At 70.3% G+C, this 13,714-nt stretch carries 13 protein-coding genes; 9 read left to right on the top strand and 4 right to left on the bottom strand.

The genetic code is table 11. The features are described from left to right. The first annotated feature begins 10 nt into the window (after nt 1-10). Nucleotides 11-445 (top strand): nuclear transport factor 2 family protein, encoded by a 435-nt coding sequence (locus K3A85_RS14880; RefSeq protein WP_225207289.1) that lies wholly within the window; start codon nt 11-13, stop codon nt 443-445. 115 nt (nt 446-560) lie between these two features. After that, nucleotides 561-1,535 carry a thioredoxin-disulfide reductase gene (trxB, locus tag K3A85_RS14875; protein WP_225207288.1) on the top strand — a complete coding sequence of 325 codons (975 nt, stop codon included), beginning with the start codon at nt 561-563 and terminating at the stop codon, nt 1,533-1,535. 3 nt (nt 1,536-1,538) lie between these two features. Here the strand turns inward: trxB and K3A85_RS14870 are convergent, their stop codons facing one another. From K3A85_RS14870 to K3A85_RS14855, 4 genes are all read right to left on the bottom strand, one after another. Continuing rightward, the gene (locus K3A85_RS14870) at nt 1,539-2,324 is read right to left on the bottom strand and encodes a hydrolase 1, exosortase A system-associated (protein WP_225207287.1); all 786 of its coding nucleotides are present in this window, start codon (nt 2,322-2,324) and stop codon (nt 1,539-1,541) included. After that, nucleotides 2,321-2,989, bottom strand: coding sequence for an alpha/beta hydrolase family protein (locus K3A85_RS14865; protein WP_225207286.1), 669 nt, complete (start codon nt 2,987-2,989; stop codon nt 2,321-2,323). Before K3A85_RS14865 ends, K3A85_RS14870 begins: the two co-directional genes overlap by 4 nt. Before the next feature lie 64 nt (nt 2,990-3,053). Then, the gene (locus K3A85_RS14860) at nt 3,054-3,329 is read right to left on the bottom strand and encodes an acyl carrier protein (protein ID WP_225207285.1); all 276 of its coding nucleotides are present in this window, start codon (nt 3,327-3,329) and stop codon (nt 3,054-3,056) included. A gap of 32 nt (nt 3,330-3,361) precedes the next feature. Next, complete coding sequence (locus K3A85_RS14855; protein WP_225207284.1) at nt 3,362-4,375, bottom strand: GNAT family N-acetyltransferase; 1,014 nt, start codon at nt 4,373-4,375, stop codon at nt 3,362-3,364. 40 nt (nt 4,376-4,415) lie between these two features. Here K3A85_RS14855 and K3A85_RS14850 point away from each other — a divergent pair, with 40 nt between their 5' ends. From K3A85_RS14850 to K3A85_RS14820, 7 genes are all read left to right on the top strand, one after another. Next, the gene (locus K3A85_RS14850; RefSeq protein WP_225207283.1) at nt 4,416-5,942 is read left to right on the top strand and encodes an acyl-CoA ligase (AMP-forming), exosortase A system-associated; all 1,527 of its coding nucleotides are present in this window, start codon (nt 4,416-4,418) and stop codon (nt 5,940-5,942) included. Further along, nucleotides 5,939-7,165, top strand: a complete 1,227-nt coding sequence (locus tag K3A85_RS14845; RefSeq protein WP_225207282.1) for a pyridoxal-dependent decarboxylase, exosortase A system-associated — start codon at nt 5,939-5,941, stop codon at nt 7,163-7,165. Before K3A85_RS14850 ends, K3A85_RS14845 begins: the two co-directional genes overlap by 4 nt. Before the next feature lie 210 nt (nt 7,166-7,375). Beyond that, nucleotides 7,376-8,023: an XrtA/PEP-CTERM system exopolysaccharide export protein gene (locus K3A85_RS14840; RefSeq protein WP_225207281.1), complete on the top strand. Its 648-nt coding sequence runs from the start codon at nt 7,376-7,378 to the stop codon at nt 8,021-8,023. Nucleotides 8,024-8,046: 23 nt separating this feature from the next. Beyond that, nucleotides 8,047-9,564 carry an XrtA system polysaccharide chain length determinant gene (locus K3A85_RS14835; protein WP_225207280.1) on the top strand — a complete coding sequence of 506 codons (1,518 nt, stop codon included), beginning with the start codon at nt 8,047-8,049 and terminating at the stop codon, nt 9,562-9,564. A 13-nt stretch (nt 9,565-9,577) separates the two neighbouring features. Then, nucleotides 9,578-10,696 (top strand): AAA family ATPase, encoded by a 1,119-nt coding sequence (locus K3A85_RS14830; RefSeq protein WP_225207279.1) that lies wholly within the window; start codon nt 9,578-9,580, stop codon nt 10,694-10,696. A 2-nt stretch (nt 10,697-10,698) separates the two neighbouring features. Beyond that, nucleotides 10,699-12,432, top strand: coding sequence for a preprotein translocase subunit YajC (locus K3A85_RS14825; RefSeq protein ID WP_225207278.1), 1,734 nt, complete (start codon nt 10,699-10,701; stop codon nt 12,430-12,432). 16 nt (nt 12,433-12,448) lie between these two features. After that, nucleotides 12,449-13,714, top strand: a complete 1,266-nt coding sequence (locus tag K3A85_RS14820) for an XrtA/PEP-CTERM system-associated ATPase (RefSeq protein ID WP_225207277.1) — start codon at nt 12,449-12,451, stop codon at nt 13,712-13,714.

Below are 13,714 nucleotides of genomic sequence, written 5' to 3'. Positions count from 1 at the left end.
AGGACTACCAATGCCGTTCACCGGCCCGATCGAGGACCGCGTCGCGATCCGCGAACTGATGGACACCCACGCCCACGGCGTGATGACGAAGGATGCCGATCTCTGGGGCTCGATATGGGCCGAGGACGCGCAGTGGGAGCTGCCCGAATACCCCGACCTCGGGGTGTTCTCCGGCCGCGAGACGATCGTCGCCGCCTGGGTCGAATCGATGAAGGCCTATGGCCTCGACAACATGACCCGGCCGATGGTCTACTTCATGCAGCCCGGCTCGATCGAAGTGGAGGGGGACGAGGCGAAGGCCGTCGCCTACACCATCGAGATCTACGACGATCCCCAGACCGGCAAGCGCGTCTACAACAATGGCCGCTACGACGATCGCCTGCGCCGGATCGACGGCGCCTGGAAGTTCACCTACCGCGCCTATCGCATCGTCTTCGTCGAATGACGGGCGCGGCGGGCTGAAACCCGCGGTTGCCATGGCGCAAGGGAAAACTCGCCGGGCGGACTCGTAATCGCCGCCCGGTGAATCTATCTCCGCCTTCGACTGGAGGTTCCCCGCAATGCCCACCACGCACAAGACCCGCATGCTCATCATCGGCTCCGGCCCCGCCGGCCTCTCGGCCGCGATCTACGGCGCGCGCGCCGGGATGGAGCCGATCGTGGTGCAGGGCCTGCAGCCGGGCGGCCAGCTGACGATCACCACCGACGTCGAGAATTATCCCGGTTTCCGCGACGTGATCCAGGGACCCTGGCTGATGCAGGAAATGCAGGCCCAGGCCGAACACGTCGGCACCCGCATGCTGTGGGACACGATCACCGAAGTCAGCATGGAGGGATCGCCCTTCCGCGCCGTGGGCGACAGCGGCGACATCTACGAGGGCGACGTGCTCGTCATCGCCACCGGCGCGCAGGCGAAATGGCTCGGCGTGCCCGGCGAGGTCGAGTTCTCGGGCAAGGGCGTCTCGGCCTGCGCCACCTGCGACGGCTTCTTCTATCGCGGCAAGAAGGTCGTGGTGATCGGCGGCGGCAACACCGCGGTGGAAGAGGCGCTCTACCTCACCAACCATTCGCCCGACGTCACCCTGATCCACCGCCGCGACAGCCTGCGCGCCGAGAAGATCCTGCAGGATCGGCTGTTCGCGCATCCCAACGTCAAGGTGCTGTGGAACAAGGCGGTCGAAAGCTTCTCGGGCGATCTCGGCGGCGGCGGCCTGCAGGCGGTCGAACTGGTCGACACCGTCACCGGCGAGAAATCGTCGCTCGCCACCGACGGCGCCTTCGTCGCCATCGGCCATGCGCCCGCGACCGAATTGTTCAAGGGCAAGCTCGAACTCGACGAGAGCGGCTACATCGTGGTCCAGCCGGGCACGCCCAAGACCGCGATCCCCGGCGTCTTCGCCTGCGGCGACGTCATGGACCACACCTATCGCCAGGCGGTGACGGCGGCGGGCACCGGCTGCATGGCCGCGCTCGATGCCGAGCGCTTCCTCGCCGAACTCGACTTCGCCGCGCTGCAGAGCGAAGCCGCCGAATAAGGTTCAGGCGAGCGCTTCGACGAGGCGCGCGACCAGCCAGTCGCGCGCCGTCTCCTCGTCGAAGGCGTGGCCCGCGCTCGCGTGGCGCAGCACGCGCGCATCGCCGCGCGGCCAGGCGGCTTCGAACAGCTGCGCGGTGCGGTCGCGCTCGGCCAGCAGGATCGTCACCGGCCCGGCAAAGCGCGCGAGCGACTGCTCCATCTCGCGCGTCAGCGACGATCCGCCGCCTTGGCGCGCGGCGCCGCTCATGTCGCGGGCCATGCCGGCAAGATTCACGCCGCCGCTCAGCAGCCGCCGCCATTCGCCGGGGCGCGCCAGCTTGCCGAGGTAGCGCCGCCACAGCGCGCCCGCGGGGAAGGTGGCATCGTCCCCGGCGTCGTCCAGCGTCCACGGGTTCGCAAGGACGAGGCCGTCGAGACCCGCTTCCGCGCCGAACAGGGCGAGCGCGCTCGCCGCATCGCAGATGCCGAAGCCGATCACCCGCCGGACATGCGGCGCGGCCTGCCGGAACGCGGCCAGCGCGGCGGCGATGTCGGGCGCGCTCGATCGGAAGCCGTGGTTGTCGCCTTCGCTCTCGCCCACGCCGCGCCGGTCGAAGCGCAGGCACGGAACGGCGTGCTCGCGCGCCAGGCGCGCGGTCAGCTGCGCCATCCCGGCAAAGGCGCCACTGCGGATCTCGTTGCCGCCCGAGACCACCAGCAGCCCGGCAGGCCGCGAGGCGTTGGGCATGTCGAGCGTCGCGGCGAGCCGCGCGCCTTCGCAGTCGAAGCCGAGATGCCGGCGCATCATGCCGCGACGATCCGGGCCAGCGCGGTGGACTGCTGCGCGCTTTCGCCCGGTTCGGCGCGCGACCACGGCGCCGCGCCGCCGCCGAGCTCGGCCAGCAGGATGGTGCGCTGGCCCTCGTGCGCGGGCAGCGCGCTTTCGAGCCCGGCGATCATTGCCGGGGCAAGGCGGTAGCCGGCCAGCACCAGCCCACGTTCGCGCCCCTGGTCGAGCAGCGCGTCGATCGAGGCATGGTCGCCCGCTTCGCGCGCGGCGAGCACGCGCGCGCGCAACAGCTGGCGCAGCAGCGTCGCGCCCGCGACCGGCTCGAGCACCTGGCCGGGCAGGTGCGCGGGCAGCACCAGCGCCCCGCCGCGGACCGCGAGCACCGCGTTGGCGCCAAGCTGGCGCGCGGCATCGGCCATCGCCTGCCGCCACGAATGGAGGCTCTGCCGGGCAAGGTCCTGCGGGCTCTCGTTGCAGCCCGGAAGATCGGGCAGGAAGCTGTCGATCCCCGCCGCGTCGAGCCGGCGCATGGTTTCCACGAGCAGGCGGCGCGTGCGGTTCTGTTCCTCGAACAGCGCCGGCACGATCAGCACGCGGCGCTGCCGGCCGCGGTCGAAGGCGACGGCGTGTTCGTCGGTCAGGCCATCGGGGCCGGGGCAGGTCCAGGTCGCGCGGAAATCCATGACGTTGCCGCGCGATAGCGCATCGTCGCGCTGGTGTCGCCCCGGTCGGCTGCGTAGCGTCGCGCTAGCCGACCCGCGCGGCGGTGAAGGCGAGCAGGGCGCCGTAAGTTTCGAGCACTTCGCCATCGATCTCGTCGTCGTCGATGACGATGCCGAAGCGGTCCTCGATCTCGGTCAGCAGACCGGCGACGGCCATCGAATCGAGCTCGGGCAGCGCGCCGAACAGCGCGGTTCCGGCATCGAAGCCGGCGACCGTTTCGGCGCTCAGGCCCAGCACGTCGCGCAGGATGGCGCGCAGCCGGTCGTCGGTTTCGTCACTGGCCACTGCGTTCACCCTCATCGCTCCGCCCGAAATCATGCTTTTTCCGGCCTCTAGCCAGCACCGGGGGGCAAGACAAGGGGGCGCTTGACCAGCGCGCGCGCGGCGAGGCGAGCCAGCCGCAGCCAGCTTGCGGGTGAAAAAGGTCGATGGAATTCAAGCGCATGGAGCGGCCGGACGGCGTCCATCCAGTCGCGCTTGTAGGCATCGGCGCCTGTCCCGAAATCGATCCGGGTCACCCGATCGACCTCGATCGCGCGGGCGAACATCGCGTGGCTGAGCAGCGTGCCGGGCGAGCGCGCCGCGAACCGCTCGTCGTGCGCGAGCTTGTGGATCCAGGCGGTGCCGCCTTCCACCGTCCAGAACTGCGCCGCCACCGGCTCGCCGTCGATCCGCGCAAGGCCGAGCCGCAGCGCGCCCGCTTCGGCTTCGGCGCGGGCGAAGCGGCGCAGGAAGCGCGGGCTCGCCTCGGCCGGCTTCCAGCTGCGCGCATAGACCGCCTCGTAGGCGTCCCAGTCGGAATCGGCAAAGTCCGTGGCGATCGACAGCGCGACCGTGCCCGCGCGGCCCTTGCGCCGCACCGTTTCGCGCAGCGCGCCCGGCCGGCGCGCCCACCAGTCCTCGAAACTGCCCGAGGACAGGTCGGTGAAGTAATTGACGCCGCACGGTTCGCTGCGCCCCATCCACCCCGCGCGGCGCAGCGCGCGGGCGAGGCGCTCGGCGTCCTCGCGCAGCATCGGCTGCAGGCGCAGCGGGCGGCGCAGGCGGGCGACGAGCGCGGCGAGGAGCGCGTCGTCGCCCCCGCGCGGGCCTACGCGGAAGCTGTACCAGTTGCCGAGCTGCTCGTAGCCGAACGCCGTCTCGCAAAGCGGCAGCGCTGCGATCCGCTCGCCTTCGCGCGCCACGGCGAGGAAGCAGCGCTCGGCGCCAAGGCACTCTTCGCCGAGCAGGCGCAGCCAGTCGAGCCGGTCGAACGGCGCGCTCGTCGCCGAGCGGCCGAGCAGGCTGGCGAGCGCCGGATCGGCTTGCGCTTCTGCAAGATCGACGTGATAGACCCGGATCGCCAACGAGTTCCCTGCTCTCTTCAAACCTTGCGCGAGTTGTTCCGTGCCCGATGCTCCCGACGCCACCGTCCGCCCGCTCGACCACCTGCCGCAGCAGGGCCGCGCCGATGCGCCCGCGCTGGTGCTCAAGGCGGGCGCGCTGACCTATGTCGAGCTCGACGCCCGCGTCGGTCAGCTCGCCGCCTGGTTGCGTGGCAAGGTATCGGGGAAGGGTGAACGCATTGCAACCTGGGCGGGCAAGGGCGAGCTGACCTGCCTGATGCCGCTCGCCGCGGTGCGGGCAGGCCACGTCTACGTGCCGGTCAACCCGCTGCTCAAGCGCGCGCAGGTGGCGCATATCCTCGCCGACAGCGGCGCGCGGCTGCTGCTTGCCAACAAGGCGCGGCTCGACACGCTCGAAAGCGGCGACTTGGCGCGGGCGGCGCCCTGGGACGAGGCGCAGGTTCTGCAGGAAATCAGCGGGATGGAGCCGCTTCCTGCCTCGCAGGGTGAAGACGGCGGGCTCGCCGCGATCCTCTACACCAGCGGCTCGACCGGGCGGCCCAAGGGGGTGATGCTGTCGAACGCCAACCTCTGGCTCGGCGCGGCGAGCGTGGCGCACTACCTGAAGATCGCGCCCGCGGACCGCGTGCTGGCGGTGCTGCCCTTCGCCTTCGACTACGGCCAGAACCAGCTGCTTTCGACCTGGCATGCGGGCGGCGCGGTGATCCCGCTCGACTACCTGATGGCGCGCGACGTGATGAAGGCGGTCGAACGCCACGACATCACGACCATCGCCGCCGTGCCGCCGCTGTGGCTGCAACTGGTCGAACTTCAGTGGCCGTCCGAAGTCGCGGCGAAGCTGCGGCGGCTGACCAACAGCGGCGGGGCGCTCAACCCGTCGCTGGTCCGCGCCCTGCGCACCACCTTCCCGCAGGCCGATCTCTACCCGATGTACGGGCTGACCGAGGCGTTCCGCTCCACCTACCTCGATCCGGCGCTGGTCGATGCGCACCCGACCTCGATCGGCCGGGCGATTCCGTTCGCCGAGATCCTCGTGGTGACCGACGATGGCGGCGAAGCCGGGCCGGACGAGGAGGGCGAGCTGGTCCACGCCGGGCCGCTCGTCGCGCAGGGCTACTGGCAGGACGCCGCGCGCACTGCCGAGCGCTTCAGGCCCGCGCCGGCGTTTTCACGCCTCGGCGGCATGGCGGTGTGGTCGGGCGACCGGGTGCGGCGCGACGCGCAAGGGCTGCTCCATTTCGTCGGGCGGCGCGATGCGATGATCAAGACCAGCGGCAACCGCGTCAGCCCGCAGGAAGTCGAAGAGGCGGCGGTGGCGACCGGCCTCGTCGCCGAAGCGGTGGCGCTGGGCCTGCCCGATCCGCATCTCGGCCAGGCGATCCACCTCGTCGCCCGCGCAGCAGGCGAGGCCGATACGCGCGCGCTGACCACGGCGCTCGCGGCAATGCTGCCCAACTTCATGGTGCCGCGCCACGTCCACTGGCGCGAGGCGATGCCGGTCAGCCCCAACGGCAAGCTCGACCGCGTTGCGCTCGCCGCCGAACTCGCGCAAGGGCAGGCGCAATGAAGCCGCTCGGACCCATTCCCGCAGGATTTGCCGCGATCGACGGCGAGCTGGCGATCGCCGGACGCAAGGCGAGCGACCTTGCCGCCGAAGCGGGACGCACGCCGCTGTTCGTCTATGTGCGCGACCGGCTCGATGCGCGGGTGGCGCAATTGCGTGCGGCGATGCCCGCGCGCCTTGCGATCCACTACGCGGTCAAGGCCAATCCGTTCGGCCCGCTGCTCGGCCACATGACCGGCCTGGTCGATGGCTTCGACATCGCCTCGGCGGGTGAACTCGCACTGGTCGAGGCCGCGGGGATCGACCCCGCCTGCGTCAGCTTCGCCGGCCCGGGCAAGCGCGATGCGGAGCTGGAACTGGCGATTATCAAGGGTGTAACGCTCAATCTTGAGTCGGAGCGCGAAGCCGAGCGGGCGCTCGCCATCGCCGCGCGCGTGGGGCTCGCGCCGCGCCTTGCGATCCGGGTCAATCCCGATTTCGACCTCAAGGGCTCGGGCATGAAGATGGGCGGCGGCGCCAAGCCGTTCGGGATCGACGCCGACAAGGTGCCGGCGCTTGCCCGGCGGCTCGTCGATGCCGATGCCCAATGGCGCGGCTTCCACATCTTCGCCGGCAGCCAGGCGCTCGACGCCGCCGCGATCATCGAAACGCAGGCGCAGACGCTGCAGCTTGCCGCGCGGCTTGCCGAGGAGGCCGGCGTCGCCTTGCCCAGGTGCAATCTCGGCGGCGGCTTCGGCATCCCCTATTTCCCGGGCGACACGCCGGTCGACATCGCCGCGGTCGGCGCGGCGCTCGCCGAGCGGTTCGCTGCGCTGCCGCAGGTGCTGCGCGACACCGCCTTCTGCATCGAACTGGGGCGCTATCTCGTCGGCGAAGCCGGGGTCTACCTGACGCGGGTGATCGACCGCAAGGAAAGCCACGGCGAAGTCTTCCTCGTCACCGACGGCGGGCTCCATCACCAGCTTGCGGCGAGCGGCAATTTCGGCACGGTCGTGCGCCGCAACTACCCCAGCGCCATCGCCACCCGCTTCGACGCGCCGGTCGAGGAGGAAGCAAGCGTGGTCGGCTGCCTGTGCACTCCGCTCGACCGGCTGGCCGACAAGGGCGGTTTCCCGCGCGCCGAAGAAGGCGACCTCGTCGCGATATTTTGTGCAGGTGCGTACGGCGCCAGCGCCAGCCCGATGCACTTCCTCGGGCAGGGGCCTGCGGTAGAACTCCTTATATAAAACAAAGCATTAACCATCACCGTGCGCGCCGTGCCAATTCGGGACTTGTCGCGCAAAGCCCTTGTCACAACAGGGTTTGCGAAGAAGGCTAACGCAATCTTCACCAGTCGGCGGTATTACCACCGGCGAGCGCGGTCGCGTTTTCCCGGGACGTTCCACCTTTTGGAGCGGTCGCGGGGCCGGCCATGCGCAAGTTCCGAAGGACCTGACATGCGGACCGTGTTGCGCCCCAGTATCCTGCTTGCCGGCACCGCGCTTGCGGGCATGGCGCTGTCCGGTTGCGCCGCGGCAAAGCCCGCGCAGCAGTTGCCGCCGGCCTCGTTCGTGGCGCTGCAGGAGGGGCCGGGCGAGGAATACGTGATCGGCCCGCTCGACGAACTGACAATCTTCGTCTGGCGCAATCCAGAACTTGGCGCGAGCGTGCAGGTGCGGCCCGACGGTCGCATCACCACGCCGCTGATCAACGACATGCCCGCGGTCGGCAAGACCCCGTCGATGCTCGCCGAGGACATCAAGCTCCAGCTTTCGCAGTACATCCAGGAGCCGATCGTCTCGGTCATCGTCAACAAGTTCGCGGGCACCTTCAGCCAGCAGGTGCGCATCGTCGGCGCGACCGAGAAGCCCTCGTCGATCCCCTACCGCGCCAACATGACGCTGCTCGACGCGATGATCGCGGTCGGCGGCCTGTCCGAATATGCCGCCGGCAATCGCGCCCGCCTCGTCCGTTTCGACAAGCAGACCGGCAAGCAGAAGGAATACAACCTCAAGATCGGCGACCTGCTCAAGAAGGGCGAGAGCAAGGCCAACGTGATGCTGATGCCCGGCGACGTGATCATCATCCCCGAAAGCAACTTCTGAGCGCACGGGGACCCTCTGGCGGCATGACCAACATCTACGAGGAAGTGCGCATCGCGCTCTACGGGATCTGGAACCGGCGCTGGCTGGCGCTGGCGATCGCGTGGGTGGTGTGCCTGTTCGGCTGGCTCTCGGTGGCCATGGTGCCGAACACCTACGAATCCAAGGCGCGCATCTTCGTCCAGATCGACGACGTGCTGTCCGACCAGATCGGCATCGGCGGCGATCGCAAGCGCGACATCGAGCGCGTGCGCCAGACGCTGACCAGCGCGGTCAATCTCGAGAAGGTGGTGCGCGCGACGCGGCTCGGCGACAAGGTCACCTCGGACAAGCAGATGGAGGGCACCGTCGCCGGCCTCGCCAAGGCGATCAAGGTGGTGAGCCAGCAGGACAACCTGTTCGAGATCACCGCCTCGTCGGGCAGCCGCGGCTATTCCGACGTCGAGAACGCCAAGCTCGCGCAGGACATCGTGCAGAAGATGATCGACATCTTCCGCGAGGAGAACCTTGCCGGCGGGCGCGGCGAGATGACCGACACGATCGCCTTCATGGACCAGCAGCTGCAGGACCGGCAGAAGGATCTCGAGGCCGCCGAGCAGCGCCGCCAGGCGTTCGAGGCGAAGAACGCCGCGCTGATGCCCGGCAGCGGCGGGATCACCGCGCGGATCGAGGGCGCGCGCAGCGAATTGCGCGGGGTCGATTCCGACCTGCTCGCCGCGCAGAGCGCGCTCGCCGCGGTCAACGGCCAGCTTTCGGGCACGCCGCCCACGATCGTCGTGCCCGGCGCCACAGGCGGGGCCAAGGGCGCGCTCGCCCAGGCGCAGTCCGAGCTTGCCGGGATGCGCGCGCGCGGCCTGACCGACAGCCATCCCGACGTCCAGGCGCTCAAGGGCCAGATCGCCGGCCTCGCCAAGCTGGCGGCGGGCGAGGGCGGCCCGGCGGGAACGCCCAACCCGGCCTATGTCTCGCTCCAGTCGATCAAGGCCGACCGCCAGGCGAGCATTGTCGCGCTGCAATCGCGCAAGGCCTCGCTCCAGCAGGACATCGCCCAGCTCTCCTCGCAGCAGTACAGCGAGCCGGCGGTCGCCGCCGAGGCCGCGCGGATCAACCGCGACTACGACGTGCTCAAGGAACAGTACGACAAGCTGCTGCGCGACCGCGAGCAGCTGCGCCTGCGCGGCCAGGTCGAAAGCGAGCGCAACGCGGTCAAGTTCGAGGTGATCGACCCGCCGACCACGCCGCGCAGCCCTTCGGCGCCCGACCGCCCGATGCTGCTGACGCTGGTGCTGGTGGTCGGCCTTGCCGCAGGCTGCGGCGCGGCCTTCGCGCTCGGCCAGCTCAATTCGAGCTATTCGACCACCGGCCAGCTCGAGCGGGCGACCGGTCTGCCGGTGGTCGGCTCGGTTTCGCTGGGCATGACCCGCGAGCAACGCGCCGATTACTGGAAGCACTTGCGCTGGTTCGCCGGCGCGACCATCGGGCTGGGCGCGGTGCTGCTGGTGCTGCTCGCGCTCGAATACATGAAGCGCGGCATGGTGGCATGAAGGGATGGACGCCATGACCCAGGAGCGCGACGACATCGCCCGCCGCGACCGCGCCCCGGCGCGCCGCTCGCTGATCGAGCGCGCGGCCGGGCGCTTCGGGCTCGATGCTTTCCCGGTCGCGCCAACTCCGCCGTCGGTGCCGCCCCCGACGCCGCCCTCGACGCTCGCGTCGTCGCCGCCGCCGCCTCAGCCTCAGCCTCAGCCTCAGCCTCAAGGCGCCGCAGCGCCCGAACCCGCGCATGCGGTCGAGCCGGTCGCCGAAGCCCCCGTCGCAGCGCCCGGGCCGCAACCCGCCGCTGTCGATGACCGCGCACCTGCGGCGGAGCCGGCGGCCGAACCCGAGCGCGCGCCGTTCGCGCCACCGATCGAAGGCATTCCGGCGCGCCAGGTGTTCCGCCGCGCGATCCACCCGATCGACCGCAAGCGGCTGCGCGATCTCTGCCTGATCGAGCCCGAAGGGCCGGTCACCTCGCTGCTCGAGGAATTCCGCATCGTGAAGCGCCAGCTGCTGCTGACCGCGGCGGAATCGCGCAAGGGGCGCGGACCCGAGCACGGCGAGCGGATCCTGATCTGCTCGGCGCATCCGGGCGAGGGCAAGACCTTCACCGCGGTCAACCTCGCGTTGTCGATCGCGTCGGAAAAGGACAACGAGGTCCTGCTCGTCGACGCCGACTTCGCCAAGCCGAGCGTGCTCTCGACGCTGGGCCTGCCCGGCGGGTCGGGGCTGATGGACGCGCTGGTCGATCCGGCGATCGCGGTCGAGGACTGCATCCTTGCGACCGACGTGCCCGGCCTGTTCGTGCTGCCCGCGGGCAACCCCAGCGGGCACGATACCGAATATCTCGCCTCGGCGCGGACCAAGCGCGTGCTCGACCGGCTTACCGCGCAAGCGCCGAACCGGATCGTCATCTTCGACAGCCCGCCCGCGCTTGCCGCTTCGCCCGCATCGGAGCTTGCGATGCACGTCGGCCAGGCGTTGATGGTGGTCCGCGCCGATCGCACCGGCGAGGCCGCGCTGCGCGATGCGGTGAACATCCTCGCCGGTTGCGAGGACATCAAGCTGCTGCTCAACGGCACGCGCTTTTCCCCCACCGGGCGTCGCTTCGGCACCTACTACGGGTACAAGGACTGACCGTGGCGCGCGCGTGGCTCCCCGGCCTGGCGCTGCTGGCCCTGGTCCCGGCACTGGCGGCCGCGCCGGCGCCGGCGCTGGCGCAGGGCGCGCGCACCGCAGCGGCGGGGCAGGACGATCCCGACGCGCCGACAGGCGGGGATGCGCGATCGGCGCGGCGGACGAGCAGCGGGGCGAGCAGCGGCGGCAGCGGCGGGGGCATCGTGCGCACCACGATCCAGCCCTACATCGAGGTCCGCCAGAACTTCATCAAGGAACTGCGCCCGGGCGACGACACCGTCACCTACACCGCGCTCGCCGCCGGCGTCGATGCCGAGTTCGGCGGCCGCTACACCCAGGGCGCGATGTCGCTGCGCTACGAGCGGCGCTTCGTCGAGCAGGGCGATTTCCGCAACGGCGATTCGATTTCGGGCCTCACGCGGATCCAGCGCGACCTCGTCCGGCGCAAGCTGCGCATCGAGGCCGGCGCGCTCGCCTCGCGCGCGCGGGTCGACGGTTCGGGCAGCGCGCTGGTCAACGGCAGCCGCTTCACCGATTCGGTGACGCAGGTCTATGCGGTCTACGGCGGCCCGGTGTTCTCGACGCGCGTCGGCGACGTCAAGCTCAACGCCAGCTACACCGCCGGCTACACCAAGGTCGAGAACAAGGACGCGCTGCAACTCGTCCCCGGCGGACCGCGGACCGACATCTTCGACCACTCGCTGACCCAGACCGCCCAGGTCTCGGCCGGGGTGCGGCCGGGCGAGGTCCTGCCGGTGGGGCTGACCGTCAACGGCGGCTATACCCAGGAGGACATCTCCAACCTCGACCAGCGCATCCGCTCGCTGCGCGCAGGCGTGCAGCTCACCGTGCCGGTCACGCTCAGCCTCGCGCTGGTCGGCGATGCCGGCTGGGAGCACGCGCAGGTCGCCTCGCGCGATGCGCTGCGCGATGCCAGCGGCAACCCGGTGATCGGCAGCGACGGGCACTACAAGGTCGATCGCTCGCAGCCGCGCAAGATCGCCTACGACAGCAACGGCCTGACCTGGGACGTTGGGGTGATCTGGCGCCCGAGCAAGCGCACCTCGCTCTCGGCCTTCATCGGCCGGCGCTACGACAGCACGACCTACTACGGCTCGTTCAGCTACAATCCCAGCCCGCGCCACGCGCTGCAGGTCTCGGTCTACGACGGCATCTCGGGCTTCGGATCGAGCCTTGGCAACCAGTTGCGGAACCTGCCGACCGACTTCGGCGGCAGCGTCGATCCGGTGGGCGGGGGCCTCACCGGATGCGGCTTCGGGCAGTCGGGCGGCGCCTGCCTCAACGGCCCGTTCGGGTCGCTGTCGTCCGCGGCGTTCCGCGGGCGCGGGGTGGACGCGACCTATGCCTGGACGCTCAGGCGGATGCAGCTCACGCTCGGCGCGGGCTACGCCAATCGCCGCTTCATCGGCGCGCCTGGCACCGTGCTCGGCATCGTCGACGGCACCGTCTCCGAGAACTGGTACGTCAACATGGGAGTCGGCGCCCCGCTCGACGCGCGCTCGAACTTCGGTATCAATGTCTACAGCGCCTGGTTCCGCAATCGCCAGAACCGGCTGGGCGATTCGAAGGCGTTCGGCGCCTCGGCGTCCTATTACCGCAGGTTGACCGACCGACTGGTGGCAACCGCGGCCTTGGGTTTGGACGCTGTTAACTATAATGTGATTGACGATCAGCTTATACTGTCGGGCCAGCTGGGCCTGCGCTACAATTTCTGACGGGGCGAACGGCGCGATGTACGACGATTTCTACCAGCTGACCGGGCGACCGTTCCAGCTCACCCCCGACCCGCAGTTCTATTTCGAGAGCCTGACGCACCGCAAGGCGCTGTCCTACCTCGGCTACGGCCTCGCGCAGGGCGAGGGCTTCATCGTCATCACCGGCGAAGTCGGCTCGGGCAAGTCGACCCTCGCCGCGCACCTGATGGCCACCGTGGACCGCCAGCGCCTCACCGCCGCGCAGATCGTCACCAGCAAGCTCGACGGCGAGGAGCTGGTGCACATGGCTGCGCGCGCCTTCGGGCTCGAAGTCGCCGGCCACGACAAGGCCACCGCGCTCGCCCGCCTCGAAGCCTTCCTCCACGACGAGGCGCGGGCCGGGCGGCGCTGCCTGCTCGTCGTCGACGAATCGCAGAACCTCGCGGTCGCCGCGCTCGAGGAACTGCGCATGCTGTCGAACTTCCAGCTCGGCGCACACCCGCTGTTGCAGATCCTGCTGCTCGGCCAGCCCGAATTCCGCGCGCTGCTCGCCGGCACGCCCGAGCTCGAGCAGCTGCGCCAGCGCGTGATCGCCTCCTACCACCTCGACGCGATGGAGCCGTCCGAAGTCGGCCCTTATGTCGAGCACCGGCTCGCCTGCGTCGGCTGGCGCGGCAATCCCGCCTTCGACCAGCGCGTCTATGCCGAACTCGCCAAGGCGAGCGGCGGCATCCCGCGCCGGATCAACCAGATCGTCAATCGGCTGCTGCTGATGGGCGCGGTCGAGCAGCGCACCCGGCTTGACGCGGCGATGCTGCAGGACGTGCTCGCCGATCTCGACCAGGATGGCGGCTTCGGCTCCGCGCTGGCGCGCCCGGTCGCGCCGGTCCACCAAGCTGCGCCCGCGCAGCCCGGCGTCGAACCGGCAATGCGGGCCGAGCCGCAAGCCATGGCGCCGGTGATCGCCGGGATCGATCCCGAAACCTTCGAGCGCGAGCTGCGCCTGCGCGACGAGCAGATCGCCGAGCTGCAGCAGGCGGTGATCGAACTGTCGGTCCAGCGCCAGAGCGAGCCGGCCGAGCCCGCGCCCCGGGCAGAGCCGGTCGACGTCGAGGCGATCGCCCGCCAGGCGGTCGCCGAAAGCGCCGAACTCGCCGCGATCGTCGAACGCATCACCGCGCTTGCCGGCCGGATCGAGGCGATCGAGGGTCGCACCAGCGAGCAGGAGCAGGCGCTGCGCCACGTGCTCGCCATGCTGATCGAATGGATCGAGAGCGACGGGCAGCACCGCGCCGCCGCCTGA

It is taken from the genome of Novosphingobium huizhouense (assembly GCF_020179475.1).
Lineage (GTDB): Bacteria > Pseudomonadota > Alphaproteobacteria > Sphingomonadales > Sphingomonadaceae > Novosphingobium > Novosphingobium huizhouense.
The sequence above is the reverse complement of the archived record's forward strand: the minus strand, read 5'-3'. Positions and strand labels throughout refer to the sequence as shown.

Coding starts and splice junctions, on each gene's coding strand:
- K3A85_RS14860 (WP_225207285.1), bottom strand. CDS start 3,329: ATGAGGGTGAACGCAGTGGCCAGTGACGAAACCGACGACCGGCTGCGC.
- trxB (WP_225207288.1), top strand. CDS start 561: ATGCCCACCACGCACAAGACCCGCATGCTCATCATCGGCTCCGGCCCC.
- K3A85_RS14835 (WP_225207280.1), top strand. CDS start 8,047: ATGACCAACATCTACGAGGAAGTGCGCATCGCGCTCTACGGGATCTGG.
- K3A85_RS14845 (WP_225207282.1), top strand. CDS start 5,939: ATGAAGCCGCTCGGACCCATTCCCGCAGGATTTGCCGCGATCGACGGC.
- K3A85_RS14865 (WP_225207286.1), bottom strand. CDS start 2,989: ATGGATTTCCGCGCGACCTGGACCTGCCCCGGCCCCGATGGCCTGACC.
- K3A85_RS14830 (WP_225207279.1), top strand. CDS start 9,578: ATGACCCAGGAGCGCGACGACATCGCCCGCCGCGACCGCGCCCCGGCG.
- K3A85_RS14840 (WP_225207281.1), top strand. CDS start 7,376: ATGCGGACCGTGTTGCGCCCCAGTATCCTGCTTGCCGGCACCGCGCTT.
- K3A85_RS14870 (WP_225207287.1), bottom strand. CDS start 2,324: ATGATGCGCCGGCATCTCGGCTTCGACTGCGAAGGCGCGCGGCTCGCC.
- K3A85_RS14820 (WP_225207277.1), top strand. CDS start 12,449: ATGTACGACGATTTCTACCAGCTGACCGGGCGACCGTTCCAGCTCACC.
- K3A85_RS14880 (WP_225207289.1), top strand. CDS start 11: ATGCCGTTCACCGGCCCGATCGAGGACCGCGTCGCGATCCGCGAACTG.